This is a genomic window from Methylobacterium komagatae (genome assembly GCF_042661665.1).
In the GTDB taxonomy this organism is placed as follows: domain Bacteria; phylum Pseudomonadota; class Alphaproteobacteria; order Rhizobiales; family Beijerinckiaceae; genus Methylobacterium; species Methylobacterium komagatae.
This window is the reverse complement of sequence record NZ_JBHSWN010000001.1, coordinates 3,436,827-3,455,410: the sequence shown is the minus strand read 5'-3', so window position 1 is coordinate 3,455,410 and position 18,584 is coordinate 3,436,827. Positions and strand designations below refer to the sequence as shown.

At 68.4% G+C, this 18,584-nt stretch carries 20 protein-coding genes and 2 pseudogenes; 16 read left to right on the top strand and 6 right to left on the bottom strand.

Annotation, left to right across the window (positions count from 1 at the left end; all coding sequences use genetic code 11):
• The first annotated feature begins 152 nt into the window (after positions 1-152).
• From ACFQE0_RS17245 to ACFQE0_RS17175, 15 genes and pseudogenes are all read left to right on the top strand, one after another.
• Positions 153-761: a cytochrome c3 family protein gene (locus tag ACFQE0_RS17245; protein WP_378971832.1), complete on the top strand. Its 609-nt coding sequence runs from the start codon at positions 153-155 to the stop codon at positions 759-761.
• A complete protein-coding gene (locus ACFQE0_RS17240; protein WP_378971830.1) occupies positions 758-3,703 on the top strand; it encodes a TAT-variant-translocated molybdopterin oxidoreductase in 2,946 nt (981 codons plus the stop codon). The genes ACFQE0_RS17245 and ACFQE0_RS17240 overlap by 4 nt, the downstream gene beginning before the upstream one ends.
• Positions 3,704-3,705: 2 nt before the next feature.
• Complete coding sequence (locus ACFQE0_RS17235; protein WP_378971828.1) at positions 3,706-6,006, top strand: quinol:electron acceptor oxidoreductase subunit ActD; 2,301 nt, start codon at positions 3,706-3,708, stop codon at positions 6,004-6,006.
• The gene (locus tag ACFQE0_RS17230) at positions 5,900-6,220 is read left to right on the top strand and encodes a c-type cytochrome (RefSeq protein ID WP_378971826.1); all 321 of its coding nucleotides are present in this window, start codon (positions 5,900-5,902) and stop codon (positions 6,218-6,220) included. The genes ACFQE0_RS17235 and ACFQE0_RS17230 overlap by 107 nt, the downstream gene beginning before the upstream one ends.
• Positions 6,217-7,260 carry a hypothetical protein gene (locus ACFQE0_RS17225; RefSeq protein WP_378971823.1) on the top strand — a complete coding sequence of 348 codons (1,044 nt, stop codon included), beginning with the start codon at positions 6,217-6,219 and terminating at the stop codon, positions 7,258-7,260. The genes ACFQE0_RS17230 and ACFQE0_RS17225 overlap by 4 nt, the downstream gene beginning before the upstream one ends.
• Positions 7,257-7,808: a hypothetical protein gene (locus ACFQE0_RS17220; RefSeq protein ID WP_378971821.1), complete on the top strand. Its 552-nt coding sequence runs from the start codon at positions 7,257-7,259 to the stop codon at positions 7,806-7,808. Before ACFQE0_RS17225 ends, ACFQE0_RS17220 begins: the two co-directional genes overlap by 4 nt.
• On the top strand, positions 7,738-8,058 hold the full coding sequence (locus ACFQE0_RS17215) for a cytochrome c oxidase subunit II (protein ID WP_378971819.1): 321 nt from the start codon (positions 7,738-7,740) through the stop codon (positions 8,056-8,058). The genes ACFQE0_RS17220 and ACFQE0_RS17215 overlap by 71 nt, the downstream gene beginning before the upstream one ends.
• Positions 8,043-8,705 (top strand): c-type cytochrome, encoded by a 663-nt coding sequence (locus tag ACFQE0_RS17210; protein ID WP_378971816.1) that lies wholly within the window; start codon positions 8,043-8,045, stop codon positions 8,703-8,705. Before ACFQE0_RS17215 ends, ACFQE0_RS17210 begins: the two co-directional genes overlap by 16 nt.
• Positions 8,702-10,377 (top strand): annotated as a pseudogene (locus ACFQE0_RS17205) (cytochrome c oxidase subunit I). The gene ACFQE0_RS17210 and the pseudogene ACFQE0_RS17205 overlap by 4 nt, the downstream one beginning before the upstream one ends.
• On the top strand, positions 10,374-11,039 hold the full coding sequence (locus tag ACFQE0_RS17200) for a cytochrome c oxidase subunit 3 (RefSeq protein ID WP_378971814.1): 666 nt from the start codon (positions 10,374-10,376) through the stop codon (positions 11,037-11,039). Before ACFQE0_RS17205 ends, ACFQE0_RS17200 begins: the two are co-directional and overlap by 4 nt.
• A 3-nt stretch (positions 11,040-11,042) precedes the next feature.
• Positions 11,043-11,354 (top strand): cytochrome C oxidase subunit IV family protein, encoded by a 312-nt coding sequence (locus tag ACFQE0_RS17195; protein ID WP_378971812.1) that lies wholly within the window; start codon positions 11,043-11,045, stop codon positions 11,352-11,354.
• Between the two features lie 71 nt (positions 11,355-11,425).
• The gene (locus ACFQE0_RS17190; protein WP_378971809.1) at positions 11,426-12,223 is read left to right on the top strand and encodes a class II glutamine amidotransferase; all 798 of its coding nucleotides are present in this window, start codon (positions 11,426-11,428) and stop codon (positions 12,221-12,223) included.
• Positions 12,224-12,374: 151 nt separating this feature from the next.
• On the top strand, positions 12,375-13,109 hold the full coding sequence (locus tag ACFQE0_RS17185; RefSeq protein WP_378971806.1) for a NepR family anti-sigma factor: 735 nt from the start codon (positions 12,375-12,377) through the stop codon (positions 13,107-13,109).
• A 180-nt stretch (positions 13,110-13,289) separates the two neighbouring features.
• The gene (locus ACFQE0_RS17180; RefSeq protein WP_378971804.1) at positions 13,290-13,703 is read left to right on the top strand and encodes a DUF1236 domain-containing protein; all 414 of its coding nucleotides are present in this window, start codon (positions 13,290-13,292) and stop codon (positions 13,701-13,703) included.
• A 147-nt stretch (positions 13,704-13,850) separates the two neighbouring features.
• On the top strand, positions 13,851-14,120 hold the full coding sequence (locus tag ACFQE0_RS17175; protein WP_378971802.1) for a hypothetical protein: 270 nt from the start codon (positions 13,851-13,853) through the stop codon (positions 14,118-14,120).
• A 6-nt stretch (positions 14,121-14,126) separates the two neighbouring features.
• On the opposite strand, the gene mscL is transcribed toward ACFQE0_RS17175, so the two are convergent.
• The 5 genes and pseudogenes from mscL to ACFQE0_RS17150 form a co-directional block, all read right to left on the bottom strand.
• Positions 14,127-14,555 carry a large conductance mechanosensitive channel protein MscL gene (mscL, locus tag ACFQE0_RS17170; protein ID WP_378971799.1) on the bottom strand — a complete coding sequence of 143 codons (429 nt, stop codon included), beginning with the start codon at positions 14,553-14,555 and terminating at the stop codon, positions 14,127-14,129.
• Positions 14,556-14,626: 71 nt separating this feature from the next.
• Positions 14,627-15,466, bottom strand: coding sequence for a CDP-alcohol phosphatidyltransferase family protein (locus ACFQE0_RS17165; protein WP_378971797.1), 840 nt, complete (start codon positions 15,464-15,466; stop codon positions 14,627-14,629).
• A gap of 11 nt (positions 15,467-15,477) precedes the next feature.
• Positions 15,478-16,187, bottom strand: a pseudogene (locus ACFQE0_RS17160) (phosphatidylserine decarboxylase).
• Between the two features lie 94 nt (positions 16,188-16,281).
• Positions 16,282-16,560 carry a type II toxin-antitoxin system RelE/ParE family toxin gene (locus ACFQE0_RS17155; protein ID WP_378971794.1) on the bottom strand — a complete coding sequence of 93 codons (279 nt, stop codon included), beginning with the start codon at positions 16,558-16,560 and terminating at the stop codon, positions 16,282-16,284.
• Positions 16,557-16,784 (bottom strand): hypothetical protein, encoded by a 228-nt coding sequence (locus ACFQE0_RS17150; protein WP_378971792.1) that lies wholly within the window; start codon positions 16,782-16,784, stop codon positions 16,557-16,559. Before ACFQE0_RS17150 ends, ACFQE0_RS17155 begins: the two co-directional genes overlap by 4 nt.
• 58 nt (positions 16,785-16,842) lie before the next feature.
• Here ACFQE0_RS17150 and ACFQE0_RS17145 point away from each other — a divergent pair, with 58 nt between their 5' ends.
• Positions 16,843-17,739, top strand: coding sequence for an NAD(P)-dependent oxidoreductase (locus ACFQE0_RS17145; RefSeq protein ID WP_378971789.1), 897 nt, complete (start codon positions 16,843-16,845; stop codon positions 17,737-17,739).
• Positions 17,740-17,742: 3 nt separating this feature from the next.
• On the opposite strand, the gene ACFQE0_RS17140 is transcribed toward ACFQE0_RS17145, so the two are convergent.
• Positions 17,743-18,537, bottom strand: a complete 795-nt coding sequence (locus ACFQE0_RS17140; RefSeq protein ID WP_378971787.1) for an ABC transporter ATP-binding protein — start codon at positions 18,535-18,537, stop codon at positions 17,743-17,745.
• Positions 18,538-18,584: the final 47 nt, after the last annotated feature.

Below are 18,584 nucleotides of genomic sequence, written 5' to 3'. Positions count from 1 at the left end.
CGAGACGCTACCTTCGCACGTGCACAGGCGCCGAGGGTCGGCGCGTGGCGGAGGATGGTGGGTGAACGAGAACGCCGACGACCGGCCATCGGGCCCCGGGACGGCGCAGGCTCTTCTCTCCTGGCGCCGACGCGATCTATCGCCTCGTCCTCATGACCCTGGCCGCCTGTCTGGTGGCCGTGCCGGTGCTGGGGGCGGGGATCGTCCGCTCCAGCTACGTCACAGGGGTGGGGATCGCCCCGAGCCAGCCCGTGCCCTTCAGCCACAAGCACCATTCGGGTGAACTCGGCATCGATTGCCGCTACTGCCACACCGGGGTCGAGAAGGTGGCGAGCGCCGGGATCCCGCCGACCGAGACCTGCATGACCTGCCATTCGCAGATCTGGACCGGCTCGGACATGCTCAAGCCGGTGCGCGAGAGCTATGCGCAGGACAAACCCCTGGTCTGGCTGCGGCTGAACAAGCTGCCCGGCTACGTCTACTTCAACCACTCGGTCCATGTGACCAAGGGGGTCGGCTGTTCGAGCTGCCACGGCGACGTGACGGCGATGCAGATGACCTACCGGGCCAACGCCTTCGAGATGCAATTCTGCCTCGAATGCCACCAGGCGCCCGAGAAGAACCTTCGCACCCCGGCGGAGGTTTGGAACATGAACTGGAAGCCCCCCGCCGATCAGGCGAGCCTCGGGCCGAAGCTCGCCGAGCGCTACCACGTCCGCGGCGGCGAGCGGCTCACCGAATGCGGGATCTGCCACCGATGACCGGCGTGCCCGATCTTCCCGCCCTGCGCGCCCGCCTTCAGGGCGGCGACGGCCCGCGCTTCTGGCGCAGCCTCGACGCCGTGGCGGATTCGGAGGAGTTCCGCTCCTATCTCGCGGTGGAGTTCCCCGCGGCGTCGCGCCTTGCGATGCAGCCGGGACGGCGGGGCTTCCTGAAGCTGATGGCCGCCTCCTTCGCCTTCGGCGGTCTCGCAGCCTGCAGCCCGAACGGGCGCGACTATGAGGTACCCTATGTGAAGGAGCCGGAGCGGATCGTGCCCGGCACCTCCCTCTCCTACGCGTCGAGCGCCCTGTTCGACGGATTCGGTAACGGCATCCTCGTCACGACGCGCAACGGGCGTCCGCTGAAGATCGAGGGCAACCCGGACCATCCCTGGAGCCTTGGCGGCACCGATGTGCTCGCCCAGGCTTCCGTACTCGGCCTCTACGATCCGTTCCGCAGCCAAGCGGTGCAGCATCTCGGCCGCCCGACCTCCTGGGCCGACTTCGAGGCGGCAATGCTCGGGCGCACGGAAGGGTGGCGCGCATCCCGTGGCAAGGGCCTCGCCCTGCTCACAGGCCCGGTCACCTCGCCGACCCTCGCGGCCGGTCTGGCCAAGCTGCGCGAAGCCTACCCGGAGATGCGCTGGTACGCCGCTTCGTCCCGCGACGGCTTGCACGAAGGGGCGCGCCGGGCCTTCGGCCGCCCGGTCGAGACCATCCCCGATTTCGCCAAGGCCCGCGCCATCGTCTCCCTCGACGGCGATTTCCTCGATCTCGGCCCCGGGCAGGTCGGCCTGTCGCGGCGTTGGATCGAGGCTCGCCGGGCCGCTCTGGCGCAGGGCCGCCTGCTCCCGCTCTTTTCCGCCGCGCCGACGCCGGGCCTGACCAGCGCCAAGGCCGACGACGCCCTCCCCGCCTCTTCTGAGCAGGTCGAGGCGATCGCGCGGGCGATGCTCGCCGCCGCATCGGGCGGGGCGCAACCCTCCGGCGACGACCTCGCCGCCCGCTGGACGCGGCGGGCTTGGGACGCGCTCTCGGCCGCGCGGGGGGCGGGGATCGTCACGGCGGGGCTCGCGGCGAGCCCGGCCCTGCACGACCTCGTGCATCGCCTGAACGGCGCCCTCGGCAATACCGGCGCGACGCTGCGCCATGTCCTGCCCGCCGCCGAGATCGGGGCGGGATCGCTCGGCGAACTCGCTACCGCCATGGACGGGGGCGAGGTGGAGGCCCTGATCGTGCTGGGTGCGAACCCGGTCTACGACGCGCCGGGCGCCCTCGATTTCGCCAAACGGATGGAGCGGGTCCCGCTCAAGATCCATGCCGGGCTCTATTACGACGAGACCGGCGCGCATGCCGATTGGCATCTGCCGCTGGCCCACCCCCTCGAATCCTGGGGCGACGTGCGCTCGCTCGACGGGACCGTGGGGCTGATCCAGCCGACCGTGTCGCCGCTCTACAACGGTCACACGCCGGAGGAGATTGTCGCCTCCCTGGCGCGCACGGGCGAGGCCACCGAGCCGCTCGATCTCCTGAAGGCCCGCTGGCGCAACGAGGGCGAGGACGAGGCCGCCTTCTCGGCGCGTTTCGGCGAGGCCCTGCGCCGGGGCTTCTGGCCCGACAGCCAAGCGCCCGTCGAGGCCGTCACCCTCACGGGCGCCACCCCCGCGCCTGCCCCATCCGCCCCGGCGGGTGGGATCGACGTGGTCTTCCGGCCCGACGGCACCCTCTACGACGGTACCCATGCCGACCTCGCGTGGCTTCAGGAATTGCCGAAGCCGCTGACCAAGGTGGTGTGGGAGAACGTGATCGCCGTGAGCCCCGCACTGGCCGCCCGCGAGGGTATCGCCGATGGCGATCTCGTGCGGATCGAGGCGGGCTCTCGGAGCGTCACCGGTCCGGCCTGGATCCAGCCTGGTCAGGCGGCGGACACCGTGACCCTCAGTCTCGGCTATGGCCGGGACGTGCCCGATCATCTGTCGCGCGGTCTCGGCTACGATGCCGGGGCGCTCCGGCCCCTCGAGACGCCCTGGCGGCTCGCCGGAGCGAAGCTCGTCCGCACGGGCGAGCGGAAGATGCCCGCCACGACGCAGCATCTCGGCGCCCTGCCCGATGACGAGGAAGGCCGCGCCATCATTCGTACTCAGGTGCCGGGCGGCCCGCCCGCAGGCGACGCGAAGGGCTCTCCCGCGCCGTCCTTCTACCCGCCGCCCGATTCCCAGGATCGCTGGACAGTGGCGCAATGGGGCATGGCGATCGACCTCGACGCCTGCATCGGCTGCAACGCCTGCGTCACGGCCTGCCAAGCGGAAAACAACATCCCCGTTGTCGGTCAGGAGGAGGTGGCGCGCGGGCGCTGGCTCGGCTGGCTGCGGATCGACCGCTATTACGAGGGCGGTCCGGAAGCGCCCGCCACCCATTTTCAGCCGGTGCCCTGCATGCATTGCGAGGCGGCGCCCTGCGAACTCGGCTGCCCGGTGGAGGCGACGCTCCACGACAGCGAGGGACTGAACCTCCAGGTCTACAACCGCTGCGTCGGCACGCGGACCTGCCAGAGCTACTGCCCTTACAAGGTCCGGCGCTTCAACTACCTCGACTATTCGGGCGGGATGCCCCCGGTGGCGCAGCAGCAGCGCAACCCGGATGTGACGGTGCGTTCGCGCGGCGTCATGGAGAAGTGCACCTATTGCATCCAGCGCATCGCGGCGGCGCGGATCGACTCCGCAAAGGACGCCCACGCCCCGATCCCCGACGGCGCCGTGGAGACCGCCTGCCAGGGCGCCTGCCCGACCCGCGCGATCATCTTCGGCAACATCGCCGATCCCGAAAGCAAGGTCGCCGCCGCCAAGCGCGACCCGCGCAACTATGCGCTTCTCGGCCATCTGAACACGAAGCCGCGCACCACCTACCTGGCCGGGCTCGTTCCCGAAGGCCGGGAGGGCTGAGCATGTCCTCAGCCCAGAACCCCGCACCCGCGATCCGCCCCGGCGAGGACATGCGCTCCGTCGGCGAGGCGGTGACGGCGATCGCCCTGCACCATCCGGCAGGCCGTGGCTGGTGGATCGCCTTCGCCGGTGCGGCGGCCCTCGTCGGGATGTTCGTCTTCACCCTCGGATATCTCGTCTACGAGGGCGTCGGAATCTGGGACAACAACAACGCCGTCGTCTGGGCCCTCGACATCGCGAGCTACGATTGGTGGATCGGCGTGGCCTGCGGCAGCCTGCTCGTTTCGGGCATCCTGCTCCTCCTCGGCGTCGAGTGGCGCGGGCCGGTGAGCCGCGTGGCGGAGACGGTCGCCCTGCTCGCGACTGCCGCAGCGGGGCTCTACCCGATCATCCATCTCGGGCGGCCCTGGTACTTCTACTGGAACCTGCCCTACCCGAACACCTTCGGCCTGTGGCCGCAATTCCGCTCGCCGCTCCTGTGGGACGCCATCGACATCGTGTCGTTCCTCGTGGTGTCCGTAAGCCTCTGGTATATCGGCCTCCTGCCCGACATCGCCTGCCTGCGCGATCGCGCCTATGCCGAGGCGACCCGGCAGATCGAGGCCGTGGCACCGACCCGTAAGATCGCCCTGTTCCGCGCGCGGGCCTACGGCATCCTCGCCTCGGGCTGGCGTGGCTCGGCCGCCCATTGGCAGATCCGGGGGCAGGCCTACCGGATCGTGGCCCTGCTCGGGATCCTCCTCGTCGTCGCCGTGCAGACCGGCGCCTCGGTGATGCTGGCGGGCTCGGTCATGCCGGGCTGGCACGGCACGCTTCTGCCTATCACCTTCCTGATCCATGCCGTGCTCTCGGGGGTCGGCGTCACCGCCGCGCTGATCGTGCTGGTCCGCGGCGTCTACGGCCTGACCACCCTCGTCACCGACCGGCATCTCGACGTGCTCGCCCGGCTGATGCTCTGCCTCGGCTGCGCCAGCGCCTATTGCTACGCCACGGAGATCTTCGGCACCTTCCTCCACGGCGACGCCGCGGGGCGGGCGGTGCTGATCCGCCGGATGGAGGGCGGCCACGCCCTTACCTTCTGGATCGCCGTGCTCGGTCTCGTCCTGCCGCCGCAGCTGTTCTGGTCGGCCCGCGCCCGCCGCTCGCCGCTGGCGCTCGCCGTGGCGGGCATCCTCGTGGCGGCGGGGGCCTATGCCGACCACGTCATGGTCCTCGTCGTGACCCTGACGCAGGATTTCCTGCCCTCGTCCCGCCTGCCCTACCAGAGCGATCCCTGGGGCGTGGCCACCTTCGTCGGTTCGCTGGGCCTGTTCCTGGCCCTCATCCTGCTCTTCGTCCGCTACCTGCCCTCGCTCTCCATCACCGAGATCCGGCGCCTCGTCCCGGCGCCCGGCCAGGACGGGGCGGGCCGCCCTCGGCGGGAGGGTGACTCCGTGCAGGGCGCCCCCCTCTGGGGTGTGGCCGCCTCGTTCCAGAGCGAGGCCGATCTCGCCGCCGCATTGCAGGCCCTGTCGGCGCTCGGCGACAAGGTCCGGCTCGATGGCTACGGCCCGGTGCCGATGCCCCGCACTCTGCGTCCGCTCGGGCTCGAGGGCCGCTCGATCCTGCCCTATGCGCTCGCCGGGGCGCTCGGCGGCGGCGCGGCCTTCTACGGAATGTGCGTCTACGCCACCGCCTACGATTACGTGTTCCTGATCGGCGGGCGACCGCGCTTTTCCTGGCCCTCCTTCGTGGTGCCGAGCGTGTCCTTCGCCATGCTATGCGGGTGCCTCGCCGTCCACGCGGCCCTGCTCTGGCTGAACCGCCTGCCGCGCCTGAACCACCCGGCCTTCAACATCCCGGATTTCCTGCGCGCCTCGCAGGATCGCTTCTTCCTTGCCGCCGAGTTGCGCGGCGACGGCACCGAAGCCGCGCGCATCGAGCGCCGCCTGTCGAACCTGCCCGTCGGCGGCGGACGCCCCTCGCCCTGGCGAGGATCCCGCGATGAGCGTGCGCCCGTTCCTCGCCTTGTTCACGTTGCTCCCGCTGGCCGCCTGCAGCGAAGCCAACATGGACGATCAGGCCAAGGCTCGCACCTGGGACAAGAACGCCTTTTTTCCCAAGCAGATGACCATGCGCCATCCGGTGGCGGGCACGGTGCCGCGCACCGACCCGGCCCGGGAGGCGCCGCAACCGGCCGCCATCACCGCCACCCTGGTGGAACGCGGACGCGACCGTTACGCCATCTACTGCACCCCCTGCCACGGACAGGATGGGCGCGGAGCCGGGATGATCGTGGCGCGCGGCCTCACCCCAGCGGGTGATTTGACATCCGGCCGATGGCGCGCGGCGCCAGCCTCCGAGGTCTACGGCGCGATCGCCAACGGCTATCGCAGCATGCTGCCCATGGCGTCGATGATCCCCTCGGCGGATCGCTGGGCTATCGTCGCGTATGTGCGCGCCCTTCAACTGAGCCGCGACGCCTCCGTCGCCGCCCTGCCCCCGGCAGACCGGGCGGCCCTGGAGGCTGTGCGATGAGGATGCCTCTCCTCGCCATCCTCGGCGCCGGGGCATTGGCCCTGGCGCTGTCCACCGGCAACCTGAAGGGCGTGGCGGCCTCATGCCTCGCGGCATGGCTGGTGCTCCTGGCCCTTCCCGTCGGCGCCCTGCCGGTGACGGTGGTGGCCGAGAGGTTCGGCAAGAAGGTGCGCGAGCGCGGCGGCGTCGAGATGCTCGCCGCTCTCCGGCGCCTGATGACGCTGATGCCCGCCGCCGCGCTGATCGGCCTGCCGGTGCTGGCGGCGAGCCTCCTCCTCTATCCGTGGATGCATGAGCCGCCGCGCACGGCCCTGGCCTCCTACTGGTTCACCCGGCCGTTCTTCCTGGTGCGGTGCGTCGCCTATCTCGCCGCCTGGACATGGCTGTGTTGGCGCTTCGCCCGGCCCTTCGACGCGCCGGGCGAGGGCCGCACCGTGCCTGCGGTCGCCCTGCACGCGGTGGTGGGCACGCTGTTCGCCCTCGACGTTGTGGCGGCCCTCGATCCCAGGCTCGATTCGGCGCTGCTCGGCCTCCTGCTCATGACGGCCTGGAGCGGCCTTGCCTTCGCCGCTGCGGTGATGCTCGCCTGGGAGGAGCCGGAGCCGATCGGACGGGGCCGGGCCGTGCCGGGACGGGGTCGGCTCATCCCCCTCGTCGTCCTGCTCGGCTTATGGGCCTACATGCATTTCCTGCAGGCGCTGATCGTCTGGTCCGCGAACCTGCCCGAAGAAGTCGCGTGGTATTCCGCCCGGGGCGGCTGGATGGGGCGAAGCCTCGCCGTCGCCTCCGGGGTCGTGGCGAGCCTCGCCGGGCTTGCGACCCTGCGGCCGGGCCGGGTCATCACCCGCGCGCTCGCCGCCGCAGCCCTCATCGTGCATGCGCTGGAGATGTTCTGGCTGGTCACGCCTGCGCTCCGGGACCGGTTCGTCCTGCGGCTGTCCGACGGTCTCGCTGCCCTGGCCGTGGCCTGCCTTGCGGCGGCGCTCTATCCGCTTCTGTCAGGCCGCCCCGCCCCCGTCCGCCGGAGGAAGTCCCGATGAGCGGCGGCGGACGCAATCCGATCAGCCTCGTGCCCGCCATGCTGGCCGCCCTGGCCCTGCGGGCGAGTGGGCTCGTGTCCCCGGCCGGGCGGGAGAAGGAGAACCGGCGAGACGCGGACGGCCCGCCCTACGAGACGCGCGACGTGAACGTGCGCAACACGGTGCTGGTCATGGGCGGTCTCGCCCTATCCGCCGCCGCCGTGATCGGCGGCATGGTGCTCTTCCTGCGCATCACCACCGAGCGCCAGCGGGCCGCGCTGCCGTCCCTGACCCCGCAGCAGACGACCCGGCTCGTGCCGCCGCCACCGAACCTGCAGCCGAACCCCTATGTCGACCTCGACCGTGAGCGGGCGCAGGCCCGCGCGGCGCTCGACGGCTACGGCTATCTCGATCCCGCCCGGACCCGCGCCCGCATCCCCCTCGACCGGGCGATGCAGGTCGTCGTCGGCCGTTCCCTCGACGGGGGAGCGCCGCGCCATGACCCCCGATCACGCCGCGCTGCAACTCTGGCCCGTCGCCGCCTCGGTCAAGGCCGTCGAGACGGATGAGCTGATCCTCGCCTTCACCGTGCTGACGCTGGCGCTGACCGTGCCGGTCTTCGTCGCGATCACGTGGTTCGCTCTACGCTACCGGGAGGGTTCGGAGGCCGACCGGTCGCCCTCGGGCATCCGCTCGAACCTGATCGAGATCAGCTGGATGCTGATCCCGTTCCTGCTCACCCTGGTGTTCTTCGTGTGGGGCGCGCGGGTCTTCGTGGAATCGAAGAACCCGCCCCCGATGCCATGGTGGTCGAGGTGATCGGCCGCCAGTGGATGTGGAAGTTCCAGCATCCGACCGGCCAGTCCGAGATCAACGACCTGCACCTGCCCATCGGCCAGCCGATCAAACTGCGGATCATCAGCCAGGACGTGATCCACGCCCTCTACCTGCCCGCCGTCCGGATGCAGGTCGCCGCTCTGCCCGACCGCTTCACCGAGATGTGGTTCAAGGCCGACAAGGTCGGCACCTTCCACCTCTACTGCTCGGAATATTGCGGCACCGACCATTCGGTGATGGGCGGCACGGTGACATTCATGAACCCCGGCGACTATCAGGATTGGCTGGTCCATGCGGGCGCCTACCAGGGCAAGGTGGCGGCGGGCCGCGCCCTGTACGAGGCCTATGGCTGTGCCGCCTGCCACGAGCCGGGCTCTCCGGTGAAGGCGCCGGGCCTCGCCGGTCTCTTCGGCAGCAAGGTCGCCCTCGCGGATGGACGCACCGTCGTCGCCGACGAGGAATGGCTGCGCCAGAAGATCCTGAACCCCAACGGCGACAAGCTCGCCGGCGGGGGCAAGCAGGTGATGCCGAGCTTTGCCGGGCGGATCCCGGAAGACGAGCTTGGCCGCCTCATCGACTTCATCAAGGCCTATCCGGGTTCGGGCAAATCGGCGGAGGCGGCGCGATGAGCGTATCGGGCACCATCGAAGGCGCGGCCCACCGCGAGCCGCATGCCCCGGAGGCCACGATCGGGCGCAAGCCCGATTACCTCCACGCGGAATCGACCTTGCGTTCGTGGTTCCTCGGCACGGACCACAAGCGCATCGCGATCCTCTACCTCGTGTCCATCACCGGCTTCTTCGTCATCGGTGCCCTGGCGGCCGGCGTCGTGCGGCTGGCGCTGATCGTGCCCAACGGCGCGATCATGACCAACGACACCTACAACAAGGCCTTCACCATCCACGGGGTGGTGATGGTGTGGTTCTTCCTCATCCCCTCCATCCCCGCGACCTTCGGTAATTTCCTGATCCCGCTGATGATCGGCGCCAAGGATCTGGCCTTCCCGAAACTCAATCTCACGAGCTGGTACGTGTTCATGGCGGGGGCGCTGTTCACCCTCGTCTCGGTGGTGCTCGGCGGCGTCGATACCGGCTGGACCTTTTACGCCCCCTCTCCACCGCCTTCTCGAACACCTGGGTCCTGCCCGCGCTGATCGGCGTGACGATCGTTGGATTCTCATCGATCCTGACGGGGCTCAACTTCGTCGTCACGATCCACACCATGCGCGCGCCCGGCATGACGTGGTTCAAGCTGCCGATCTTCGTCTGGGCGCATTACGCCACCAGCCTGATCTTCCTGCTGGCGACCCCCGTCATCACCACGGCGCTCGTTCTGCTCATTGCCGAGCGCGCCTTCCATGTCGGCGTGTTCGATCCGGCCTATGGCGGCGATCCGGTGCTGTTCCAGCACCTGTTCTGGTTCTACTCGCACCCGGCCGTGTACATCATGGTCCTACCGGGAATGGGGGTGATCTCGGAGATCGTCCCCGCCTTCTCGCGCAAGAAGCTGTTCGGCTACCGCTTCGTCGCCTACGCCTCGATCGGGCTCGCCTCCGTGACGTTCTTCGTCTGGGGCCACCACATGTTCGTCAACGGTCAGAGCGACTTGGCGAGCCTCGTCTTCTCGGGCCTGTCCTTCGCCGTGGCGGTGCCCTCTGCGGTGAAGGTCTACAACTGGACCGCGACGATCCATAAGGGAGCTTTGCGCCTCGACACGCCGATGCTCTACGCGATGGGCTATATCGGCCTGTTCGTGCTCGGCGGCCTGACGGGGCTGTATCTTGCGACGCTCGCCATCAACCAGCATGTCCACGCGACCTACTTCGTGGTCGCGCATTTCCACTACATCATGGTCGGCGGCACGGTGCTGGCCTTCCTCGGCGGCCTGCACTTCTGGTGGCCGAAATTCACCGGGCGGATGTACAGCGAGCCGTGGGGGCGGGTTTCGGCCCTGCTGATCTTCCTCGGCTTCAACGTCACCTTCTTCCCGCAATTCATCCTCGGGTATCTCGGGATGCCCCGGCGCTACGCGACCTACCCGCCGGAATTCCAGCTGCTCAACGTGCTCTCTTCGGCGGGCGCGACGATCCTGGCGGCGGGCTACCTCTTCCCGATGCTGTACCTCGTCTATTCCCTGTGGTTCGGCCGCAAGGCACCCGCGAACCCATGGGATGCGAAGGGTCTGGAATGGGAGACGTCCTCCCCGCCTCCGACCCTGAATTTCACCAGTCCGCCGGAGGTGCCGCGCATCCCCTACGATTACCCGATCCAGGCCACCGAATCCAAAGACCAGCACCGATGAGCGAGGGGCTCGCCGAGGGCGTCGGCGTCGCCCGCGCCCATCATTTCGAGACGGTGGCGCAGCAGCGCCGGGCGACGACGCTCGGCATCTGGGCGTGGCTCATCACCGAATTGCTGCTCTTCGCGGCCCTGTTTCTCGTGGCGCTGATCCTGCGCATCCAGCACCCCGAGGCGACGGTGGCGGCGGCGCGTCACCTGAAGTTCTGGATCGGCGCGACGAACACCGTGGTGCTGCTCGTCTCGAGCCTCACCATGTCCATGGCGATCGAGTTCTCGCGGATGGGCTGGCAGCGGGCGATGGTGCGGGCCATGCTGGTTACCGCCGCGCTCGGAAGTCTGTTCCTCGTCCTGAAGGGCTACGAATATTACGCCGATTGGGACGAGCACATGATGCCGTTCCTGTCGTCGCGCCCCTTCGCGCTGGCCGACACACCGCCTGCGCGGCTCTTCGTGAACCTCTACTACGTCGCGACCCTGCTGCACGGGTTCCACCTGTTCACCGGCATCGCCCTCTTGCTCGGCATGACATGGATGGCCGCCAAGGCGGACTTCCTCGCCCGGCACCAGAACTGGATCGAGATCTACGGCCTGTACTGGCACTTCATCGACCTCGTGTGGATCCTCGCCTTTCCGATCCTCTACGTCGTCAACCGGGGACCGTGATCCATGCGCTCGCCCCTGCCCTCGCTTTCGCCTGAGGATCGCGCCCTCGTCCGGCGGCGGCTGCGCAAGCCGGCCCTGACCTTCCTGGCCCTCCTCGGCCTGCTCGCGGTCAATGTCGGGCTTGGCGCAACCCAGCCCTTCGCGCATGTCTGGGCGCTCGAACTCGGCATCGCCGGGATGATGGCCGGGATCATCCTGCTCGTCTCGATGGAGGTGCTGAAGGAGCCGCCGTTGATCCGGCTGTTCTCCGGCCTCGGCTTCTTCTGGGTCCTCATCCTCGTCGGCATGACCCTGACCGACTACCTCGCCCGCTGATTTCCGGTTGTTCGAGCGAGCCGGGGCGCTTAAACGGCTTGCCTCCTCCCCCTTCACCTCTGCCCCGTCCGATGTGCGAACTGCTCGGCATGAGCGCCAACGTGCCGACCGACATCCGCTTCTCTTTCGCCGGCCTCGCCCGGCGCGGAGGCGAGACCGGTCCGCATGCGGACGGCTGGGGTTTGAGCTTCTACGAGGGGCGCACCACCCGCAGCTTCCACGAGCCGGAGCCGAGCTCGCGCTCGCAGCTGGCCCGGCTGCTGCGCGACATGCCGATCAAGAGTTGCATCGTCGTCGGCCATGTCCGACGGGCCAATCGCGGGCGCGTCAGCCTAGAAAACACCCACCCGTTCTCGCGGGAATTGTGGGGCCGCCGCTGGACCTTCGCCCATAACGGACAATTGAAGGGTGTGAAGCGCCTCAAGCTCGGGGCGTTCACACCCATCGGCACCACCGATAGCGAGCACGCCTTCTGCTGGATGCTCGGGCGGCTTCAGGGCCGCTTCAAGACCCTGCCCCGGCCCGCGACCCTCGACCGCGTGGTGGCCGACCTCTGCGCTGAATTGCACGAGCTCGGCGTGTTCAACATGCTGATGTCCGACAGCCGGACCCTCTACGCCCATTGCGGCAAGCGGCTCTGCTACCTCACCCGACGCTCGCCCTTCGGCAAGGCGACCCTGATCGATGAGGATTGGACCATCGATTTCGCCCGGGAAACCACCGCCAACGACGTCGTGACGGTCGTCGCGACACAGGCGCTGACCCGCGACGAATGCTGGACCGTGGTGGAACGCGGCGACATGCTGACCCTGCGCGAAGGCGAGGTTCAGGTGTTGAGCGGGCGCAACGGTTCCGCTCCTGCGACCTGAGCGAGGGTGCAACCGGCCGCCCAATGCGCTACACATATCATAATCAGGCGCGCACAGGCTGGATGTTCACGCAGTCATCGGCCTTAAACCGCGCCCCTCGGCCGCATTGGACCGGCGGTTGGGTCACGACAAGCTGACGAGTGCGACGAGCATGATCCGCGAAGACACCGCCGTCCTGCCCGTGCAGGACAGCTCCTCGGACGACCGCCCGAATCTGTCCTCCTCGATCCGGACCCATCTCGGCGAACACCTGCGCACCGCCTACGACCGGCTGAGCGAGGAATCGCTGCCCGCCCGGTTTGCGGAACTCATCGACAAGCTGGAAGCGGCCCTGCGGGCGCGCGGCGAGGCGATCGAGCCGGAATTCCGCGACGGACTGCTGGCGGCGGTGCCGTCCTTGCGCGCCTTCGCCCTGTCGCTGACCTCGAACCCGGCGCGCTCGGACGACCTCGTTCAGGACACACTGCTCAAGGGTTGGCAGCACCGCGCCCGCTTTCAGCCGGGCACGAACCTCAATGCGTGGCTGTTCACGATCCTGCGCAACATCTTCTACTCGGATCACCGCAAGCGCGTGCGCGAAGTCGAGGATCAGGACGGTTCCTACGCCGCCCGCCTCGCGACCGCCCCGCATCAGGGTGACCGGCTCGATGTCGAGGATTTGCAATCGGCCTTGGCCAAGCTGCCGCCGGATCAGCGTGAGGCGCTGGTGCTCGTCGGCGCCGAGGGCGTCTCCTACGAAGAGGCCGCCACGATCATGGGGTGCAAGGTTGGAACGGTGAAGAGCCGTGTCAGCCGGGCGCGCGGTCGCCTCGCCGAGCTTCTCGGTTATGACGAGGAAGATCTGGGCTCCGACCGGTTCATTCAGTCCGCGATGCCCGACGCCTGAACGGGATCAGCAGGGCGCTTCCCTGCACCCGCCGAAGGTCTCAGTCCTTTGGAAACCATGACGGCGCGGCTCGGGTCATCGGTCGCGAAAATCAATGCATCCTATTCCCAGGATCGGGCGTTGTTGGCCCGAGCTTCGCTGCGTCCATGCGGCGGAACGACACGGAAACGGAGCATCCGTATGAACGTCAAGACCCTTCTCGCCGCTTCGGCCCTCGCCCTCTCGCTGCCGCTGGCCGCCCAGGCCCAGGGCCTCGTTCCCGGCGCCGAGCGCGGCGCTGCGGCTGGTGCTGATGCGGCTGGCCCGGTTGGCGCCATCGTCGGCGGCGCGGTTGGCGCGGCCACCGGTACCGTTGGCGGCATCCTCGGCGTCGACATGGCCCCGCGCTTCCGCAGCTACGTCCGTGAGCGCAACGTTCGCTCGTACGATTACGACGGTCGCGTCGCCGTCGGCACCACGCTGCCGACCTCCGGCGTGACCTATTACGACGTGCCGACCGAGTACCGCGTGCAGCCGGGCTACCGCTACACCGTGGTGAACGACCGTCCGGTGCTGGTCGACCGTGGTCACCGCATCGTCGAGGTCATCGACTAAGCGTTCGGGGTTTTACCCGGGTCTTTCCCGCCGGAACGATCACCGCTCCGGCGGGAGGAGAACGACCCAGGGCCCCGGAGCGCCACGCTTCGGGGCCCTCTTTTTGCGTGACCCGTGAATGTTGCAAGCACGAAGGAGGGAGCGATCATGAACGACGACCCGACCGAAGGCGGGCCGGTCCTGCCCGAGCCGGTGCGGGACCATCTCGGCCAGCAATTGCGTGGCGCCCTGCCCGTGGCCGACAAGCCGCGGTTCCTCGGTGACGAGCCACCGATCCCCGGTGAGTTCGAACCGACCCTCCGCCGCCTGGAAACGCGCCTCAAGACGCATGAGGAGGGCACCGAGGCCGTGGAACACGCCCTCGACCGCATCCTCGATGCCTTCGGCGTGAAGCCGGACGCGCCGAAGGAGCCGTAGCCGGTTCTAAACGGTCGGCTTGGACGCGAGGATGTCGCGGATCTCGCCGAGCAGCTTCACATCCGCCGGCACTTCGGCGACGGCTTCGGGCTTCTTCTCCTCGGCATGCTGCAGCTTGTTCATGGCGCGGATCACCATGAACAGCACGAAGGCGACGATGATGAAGTTGAGGGAGACGGTGAGGAACTGGCCGTAACCCAGCACTGCACCCTGCTTCTTGGCTTCGCTATAGGCGAGCCCGGTCTGCACCTTGGACGACAGGGGCAGGTAGTAATTCGAGAAATCGAGCCCCCCGGTGATCGCGCCGATCGCCGGCATGAATAGGTCCTGCACCGCCGAGGTGACGATGGCGCCGAAGGCGGCGCCGATGATCACGCCGACCGCGAGATCGACGACGTTGCCCCGCAGGGCGAATTTCTTGAATTCCTCGATCATGCTCACCTCCGGTCGGGGATGGGTGAGACGGTGCCCCAACCCTTCGCCCGGCGGGAAGTGGATCGTCAGGTCTATCCACCGTCGGTTGCGGAAGCGACCTTCTCCAGGGGCGCCGCAGCCTGCTCGGCCTTGAGGCGGCGGCGATATTGGGCCGCGCCCACGGGAATGGTGAGGAGATAAGCGCCGCTCACCGCCACGAGCGCCTCGAACGGGTAGCTGATGAGCAGGCCGAAGGCCGCCACGCCGCAAAGGAAGATCGGCAGGACGAGACCGCGCGGCACGCGCTTGCCCATGGTCTTGCCGGAGAAGGTCGGCACGGTGGAGACCACCATCAGGGCGATGCAGAGCACGTAGACGAGCACGGCCGGAGCCGCCCAGGCGTCGAAGGACAGGCCGAGGAAGTGGAGGTAGAGCGGCAGCATCGCCGTCAGCGCGCCCGCAGGCGCGGGCATGCCGACGAAGAAGTCCTTCTTCCATTCGGGCCGGGACGGGTCGTCCAGCATCGCGTTGAACCGGGCGAGGCGCAGGCACATGGCGATGGCGAAGATCAACGCGACGATCCAGCCGAGCGACTTCAGGTGGAACAGCACGAAGCCGTAGAGGATCAGCGCCGGGGCGCAGCCGAAATTGACGAAATCGGCCAGCGAGTCGAGTTCCGCCCCGAAGCGCGACGTGCCCTTGAGCAGACGCGCGACTCGCCCGTCGATCCCGTCGAGGACACCTGCCGCCACCACCGCGATGACGGCGGGCTCGAACTTGCCTTCGAAGGCGAGCCGGATCGCCGTCAACCCGAGGCAGAGCGCCATCAGGGTGATCATGTTCGGCGCGATCATCCGGAACGGCACCGGTTTGAACCGGCGCGGGCGCGGTTCGTTCGGATCCGGCTCGAAGGGCGGGAAGAGATCGTCCACGGCAGGCCCCCTCAGATCCGGCGGAAGCTTCGCTCGGGGCCGCCGCCGAGGTCGGCGAGCACGGTCTCGCCCGCGATGGCCCTCTGGCCGAGGCCGACCATCACGCGGGTGCCCGCCGGCAGGTAGACATCCACCCGAGAGCCGAAGCGGATCAGGCCGAAGCGGTCGCCGGCCGCCAGCGTGTCACCGGCCGAGACGAATCCCACGATCCGCCGCGCCACCAAACCGGCGATCTGCACCACGCCGATCCGCGCCGGGCTGCCACGATGGCTCGTCTCGATGACGAGGCCGTTGCGCTCGTTGTCATCGCTCGCCTTATCGAGCCGGCATTTAGGAACAGGCCCGGCGTGTAGTGGATCTGCCCGATGCGGCCCGCGACCGGCATGCGGTTCACGTGGCAATCGAACACGTTCATGAAGACCGAGACGCGAAGCGTCGGCACCTGCGGCAGGTCGAGTTCCGGCGGCGGCAGGACGGTCGCGATGAGGTTCACCCGGCCATCGGCGGGCGAGACGACGAGCCCATCCCCACCCGGTACGACCCGTTCGGGATCGCGAAAAAAGTAGCAGACCCAGAGGGTCAGGATCAGGAAGATCCAACCGAAGAACTGGGAAAAGTATCCGGCCAGCACAGTCAGCACGATGCCGATCAGGATGAAGGGGTAGCCCTCCTTGTGAATCGGCACCAGCGTCCGCCGGATCGTCTCGATGAGGTCGGTCATTCTGAATGGGCTCGGGGGATCACATCTCTGCCGGGCGGATGGCAGTCCGTTAGGCCCGCGTCAACTTTTGGAGGGCGGGACGGGTCGTCGCCCGTCAGGAAAGCGGGCGGCGGGCTGTGTGGCGGAACCGTCGCACGACGATCTCATCTGCCTCGATGGAGTAATCGATCAGGTAGGGATAGCTGCCGAGTGGGAAGCGCCGAATATGCCGGGTACTGGTGCCCCGCCCCATCATCGGATGCTCACCGAGCAGACCCATCACCGACTGGATGCGTTCGGCCATGTTCTGTGCGGCCATGGGTGAGTCCACCGCCAGGTATTCGAGCGCGGATGCGATCTGCCGCGCGGCCGTGCGAGTGTAACGAACTCTCACAATCCATACTTTGTCCAGACGGCGCGGACCTCTTCCTCGGTCGCGAATTCGCCGCGAGCGACCTCAGCATCTGATTCGATGAGGTCTGCCTCCTCCTCCGGTGTCAGCTGATAGAACGACTCCTCCTCGCCCGCATAGCGCAGCAGCATGCGGGCGGCGTCGTCCTGCATCGCGTCCGGGAGCGCGCGGACGCGCGCGATGGCTCGTTCCAGTAGCTCGGTCATGGCGGCATGATACACGCCGCTAGGAAAAGAAGCGATTCCCTTCGGAGTTCAGGCTCTCATGATCCACCGCATCGCCTTCCTCGGCCTTGGCGCCATGGGGGCGCCGATCGCCCGGCATCTCGCGACGAAAGGTGAGTCCCCGGCGACGGTCACGGCCTACGATGCCGACCCGGCTCGCCTCGCCGGCCTCGACGCCCCCCGGCTCGTGGCGACGTCCGATCTGGCCCGGATCGACGGCGCGCAGGCGCTCTTCCTGTGCCTGCCGGATGGGGCGGTGGTGGAGGCCGTGCTGTTCGGACGGGACGGGATTGCGGATCGCCTCGCGCCAGGCGCCGTCGTGGTCGATCTCAGCACGACGACGCATGCGGATGCCCTGCGCATCGGGCGCAGGCTCGAACAGGGGGGGCGTGCCTTCTTGGACGCGCCGGTCTCGGGGGCACCCGCCGGGGCCGAAGCGGGGACGCTCACCGTAATGTGCGGCGGCGCCCCCGAGGTTTTCGCGCGCCTGCGCCCTCTCCTCGAACGGTTCGGCGGCACCGTCCTGCATATGGGCCCCTTGGGGGCGGGCCAGCTGACCAAGACGGTCAACAACGTGCTCTACGACATCAACATCGCGGCGCTGGCCGAGGTGCTGCCCATGGCCGTGGCGATGGGGCTCGACCCGGCCCAACTCGGGCAGGTCGTCACCACCGGCACCAGCCGCAGCTACGCCTCGCAATACTTCGTGCCGAGGATCCTCAAGGGCGAGTTCGACGAAGGCTACCCCCTGGCCAAGGCCTACAAGGACCTCGTCAGCGCGGCCCTTGTGGCTGCGGAGAACGGCTTCCCCCTCCCCGTCACAGCCGCCGCGACCGCGACCTACCAGACCGCTCTTCGCCAGGGGCACGGGGACCGCGACAAGGGCGCGATGGTTTTGCCGTTCGAGGATCTGCTCGGGGTCAAGGTGAGGGGATGAGCCTCAATCGACCGCAGGCGCGTGCAACTCCGCGTCGGTGAAGCGGGCCTGCTCCTCCATGACGAGCTGCCCCAACTCCCGCTTGATCGCATTGAAGTCGGCGCTCGCCGGATCGCGCGGGCGGGGCATCGGCACGGTCACGTCGCGTTTGATGCGCCCGGGGCGGTAGGTCATCACGAGGATGCGGTCGGCGAGGTAGATCGCCTCTTCGATCGAGTGCGTCACGAAGACGATGGTCTTGCGGTATTCCGACCAGATCCGCAGCAGCTCGTCCTGCAACGTCCGCCGTGTCAGCGCATCGAGGGCGCCGAACGGCTCGTCCATGAGCATGACCGGCGGGTCGAGGGCGAGGATGCGGGCGATGGCCACGCGCTGGCGCATGCCGCCCGACAGATCCTTCGGATAGCGCTTCAGGAAGTCCGACAGGCCGAGCTTTTCGGTGATGCGGGCGACCGTCGCGTCCGCCTGCGCCCGGGCCACGCCCTTCACGTCGAGGCCGAAGCGGACATTGTCCTCGACGCTCATCCACGGGAACAGGGCGTATTCCTGGAACACCATGCCCCGGTCCGGCCCCGGCTCCCGCACCGGGTTGCCGCCGATGGTGATGGCGCCGGAGGTCAGCGGCGTGAAGCCCGCCATGGCGTTGAGCAGGGTGGACTTGCCGCAGCCCGAGGGGCCGAGGAGGCAGAGGAACTGCCCCTCCGGCACCGTGGCGGTGATGTCCTGCAGGGCTGGCACGCCCGCGCTTCCGCTTCCGAACACCTTGACGGCATTCGAGACGACGATCTCTGCCGACATGTCAGAATCCCCGCCGCGCGACGTCGCCGGAAAACCGGCATCCACTT

Coding starts and splice junctions, on each gene's coding strand:
- ACFQE0_RS17245 (WP_378971832.1), top strand. CDS start 153: ATGACCCTGGCCGCCTGTCTGGTGGCCGTGCCGGTGCTGGGGGCGGGG.
- ACFQE0_RS17240 (WP_378971830.1), top strand. CDS start 758: ATGACCGGCGTGCCCGATCTTCCCGCCCTGCGCGCCCGCCTTCAGGGC.
- ACFQE0_RS17235 (WP_378971828.1), top strand. CDS start 3,706: ATGTCCTCAGCCCAGAACCCCGCACCCGCGATCCGCCCCGGCGAGGAC.
- ACFQE0_RS17225 (WP_378971823.1), top strand. CDS start 6,217: ATGAGGATGCCTCTCCTCGCCATCCTCGGCGCCGGGGCATTGGCCCTG.
- ACFQE0_RS17220 (WP_378971821.1), top strand. CDS start 7,257: ATGAGCGGCGGCGGACGCAATCCGATCAGCCTCGTGCCCGCCATGCTG.
- ACFQE0_RS17215 (WP_378971819.1), top strand. CDS start 7,738: ATGACCCCCGATCACGCCGCGCTGCAACTCTGGCCCGTCGCCGCCTCG.
- ACFQE0_RS17210 (WP_378971816.1), top strand. CDS start 8,043: ATGGTGGTCGAGGTGATCGGCCGCCAGTGGATGTGGAAGTTCCAGCAT.
- ACFQE0_RS17200 (WP_378971814.1), top strand. CDS start 10,374: ATGAGCGAGGGGCTCGCCGAGGGCGTCGGCGTCGCCCGCGCCCATCAT.
- ACFQE0_RS17195 (WP_378971812.1), top strand. CDS start 11,043: ATGCGCTCGCCCCTGCCCTCGCTTTCGCCTGAGGATCGCGCCCTCGTC.
- ACFQE0_RS17190 (WP_378971809.1), top strand. CDS start 11,426: ATGTGCGAACTGCTCGGCATGAGCGCCAACGTGCCGACCGACATCCGC.
- ACFQE0_RS17185 (WP_378971806.1), top strand. CDS start 12,375: ATGATCCGCGAAGACACCGCCGTCCTGCCCGTGCAGGACAGCTCCTCG.
- ACFQE0_RS17180 (WP_378971804.1), top strand. CDS start 13,290: ATGAACGTCAAGACCCTTCTCGCCGCTTCGGCCCTCGCCCTCTCGCTG.
- ACFQE0_RS17175 (WP_378971802.1), top strand. CDS start 13,851: ATGAACGACGACCCGACCGAAGGCGGGCCGGTCCTGCCCGAGCCGGTG.
- mscL (WP_378971799.1), bottom strand. CDS start 14,555: ATGATCGAGGAATTCAAGAAATTCGCCCTGCGGGGCAACGTCGTCGAT.
- ACFQE0_RS17150 (WP_378971792.1), bottom strand. CDS start 16,784: ATGACCGAGCTACTGGAACGAGCCATCGCGCGCGTCCGCGCGCTCCCG.
- ACFQE0_RS17145 (WP_378971789.1), top strand. CDS start 16,843: ATGATCCACCGCATCGCCTTCCTCGGCCTTGGCGCCATGGGGGCGCCG.
- ACFQE0_RS17140 (WP_378971787.1), bottom strand. CDS start 18,537: ATGTCGGCAGAGATCGTCGTCTCGAATGCCGTCAAGGTGTTCGGAAGC.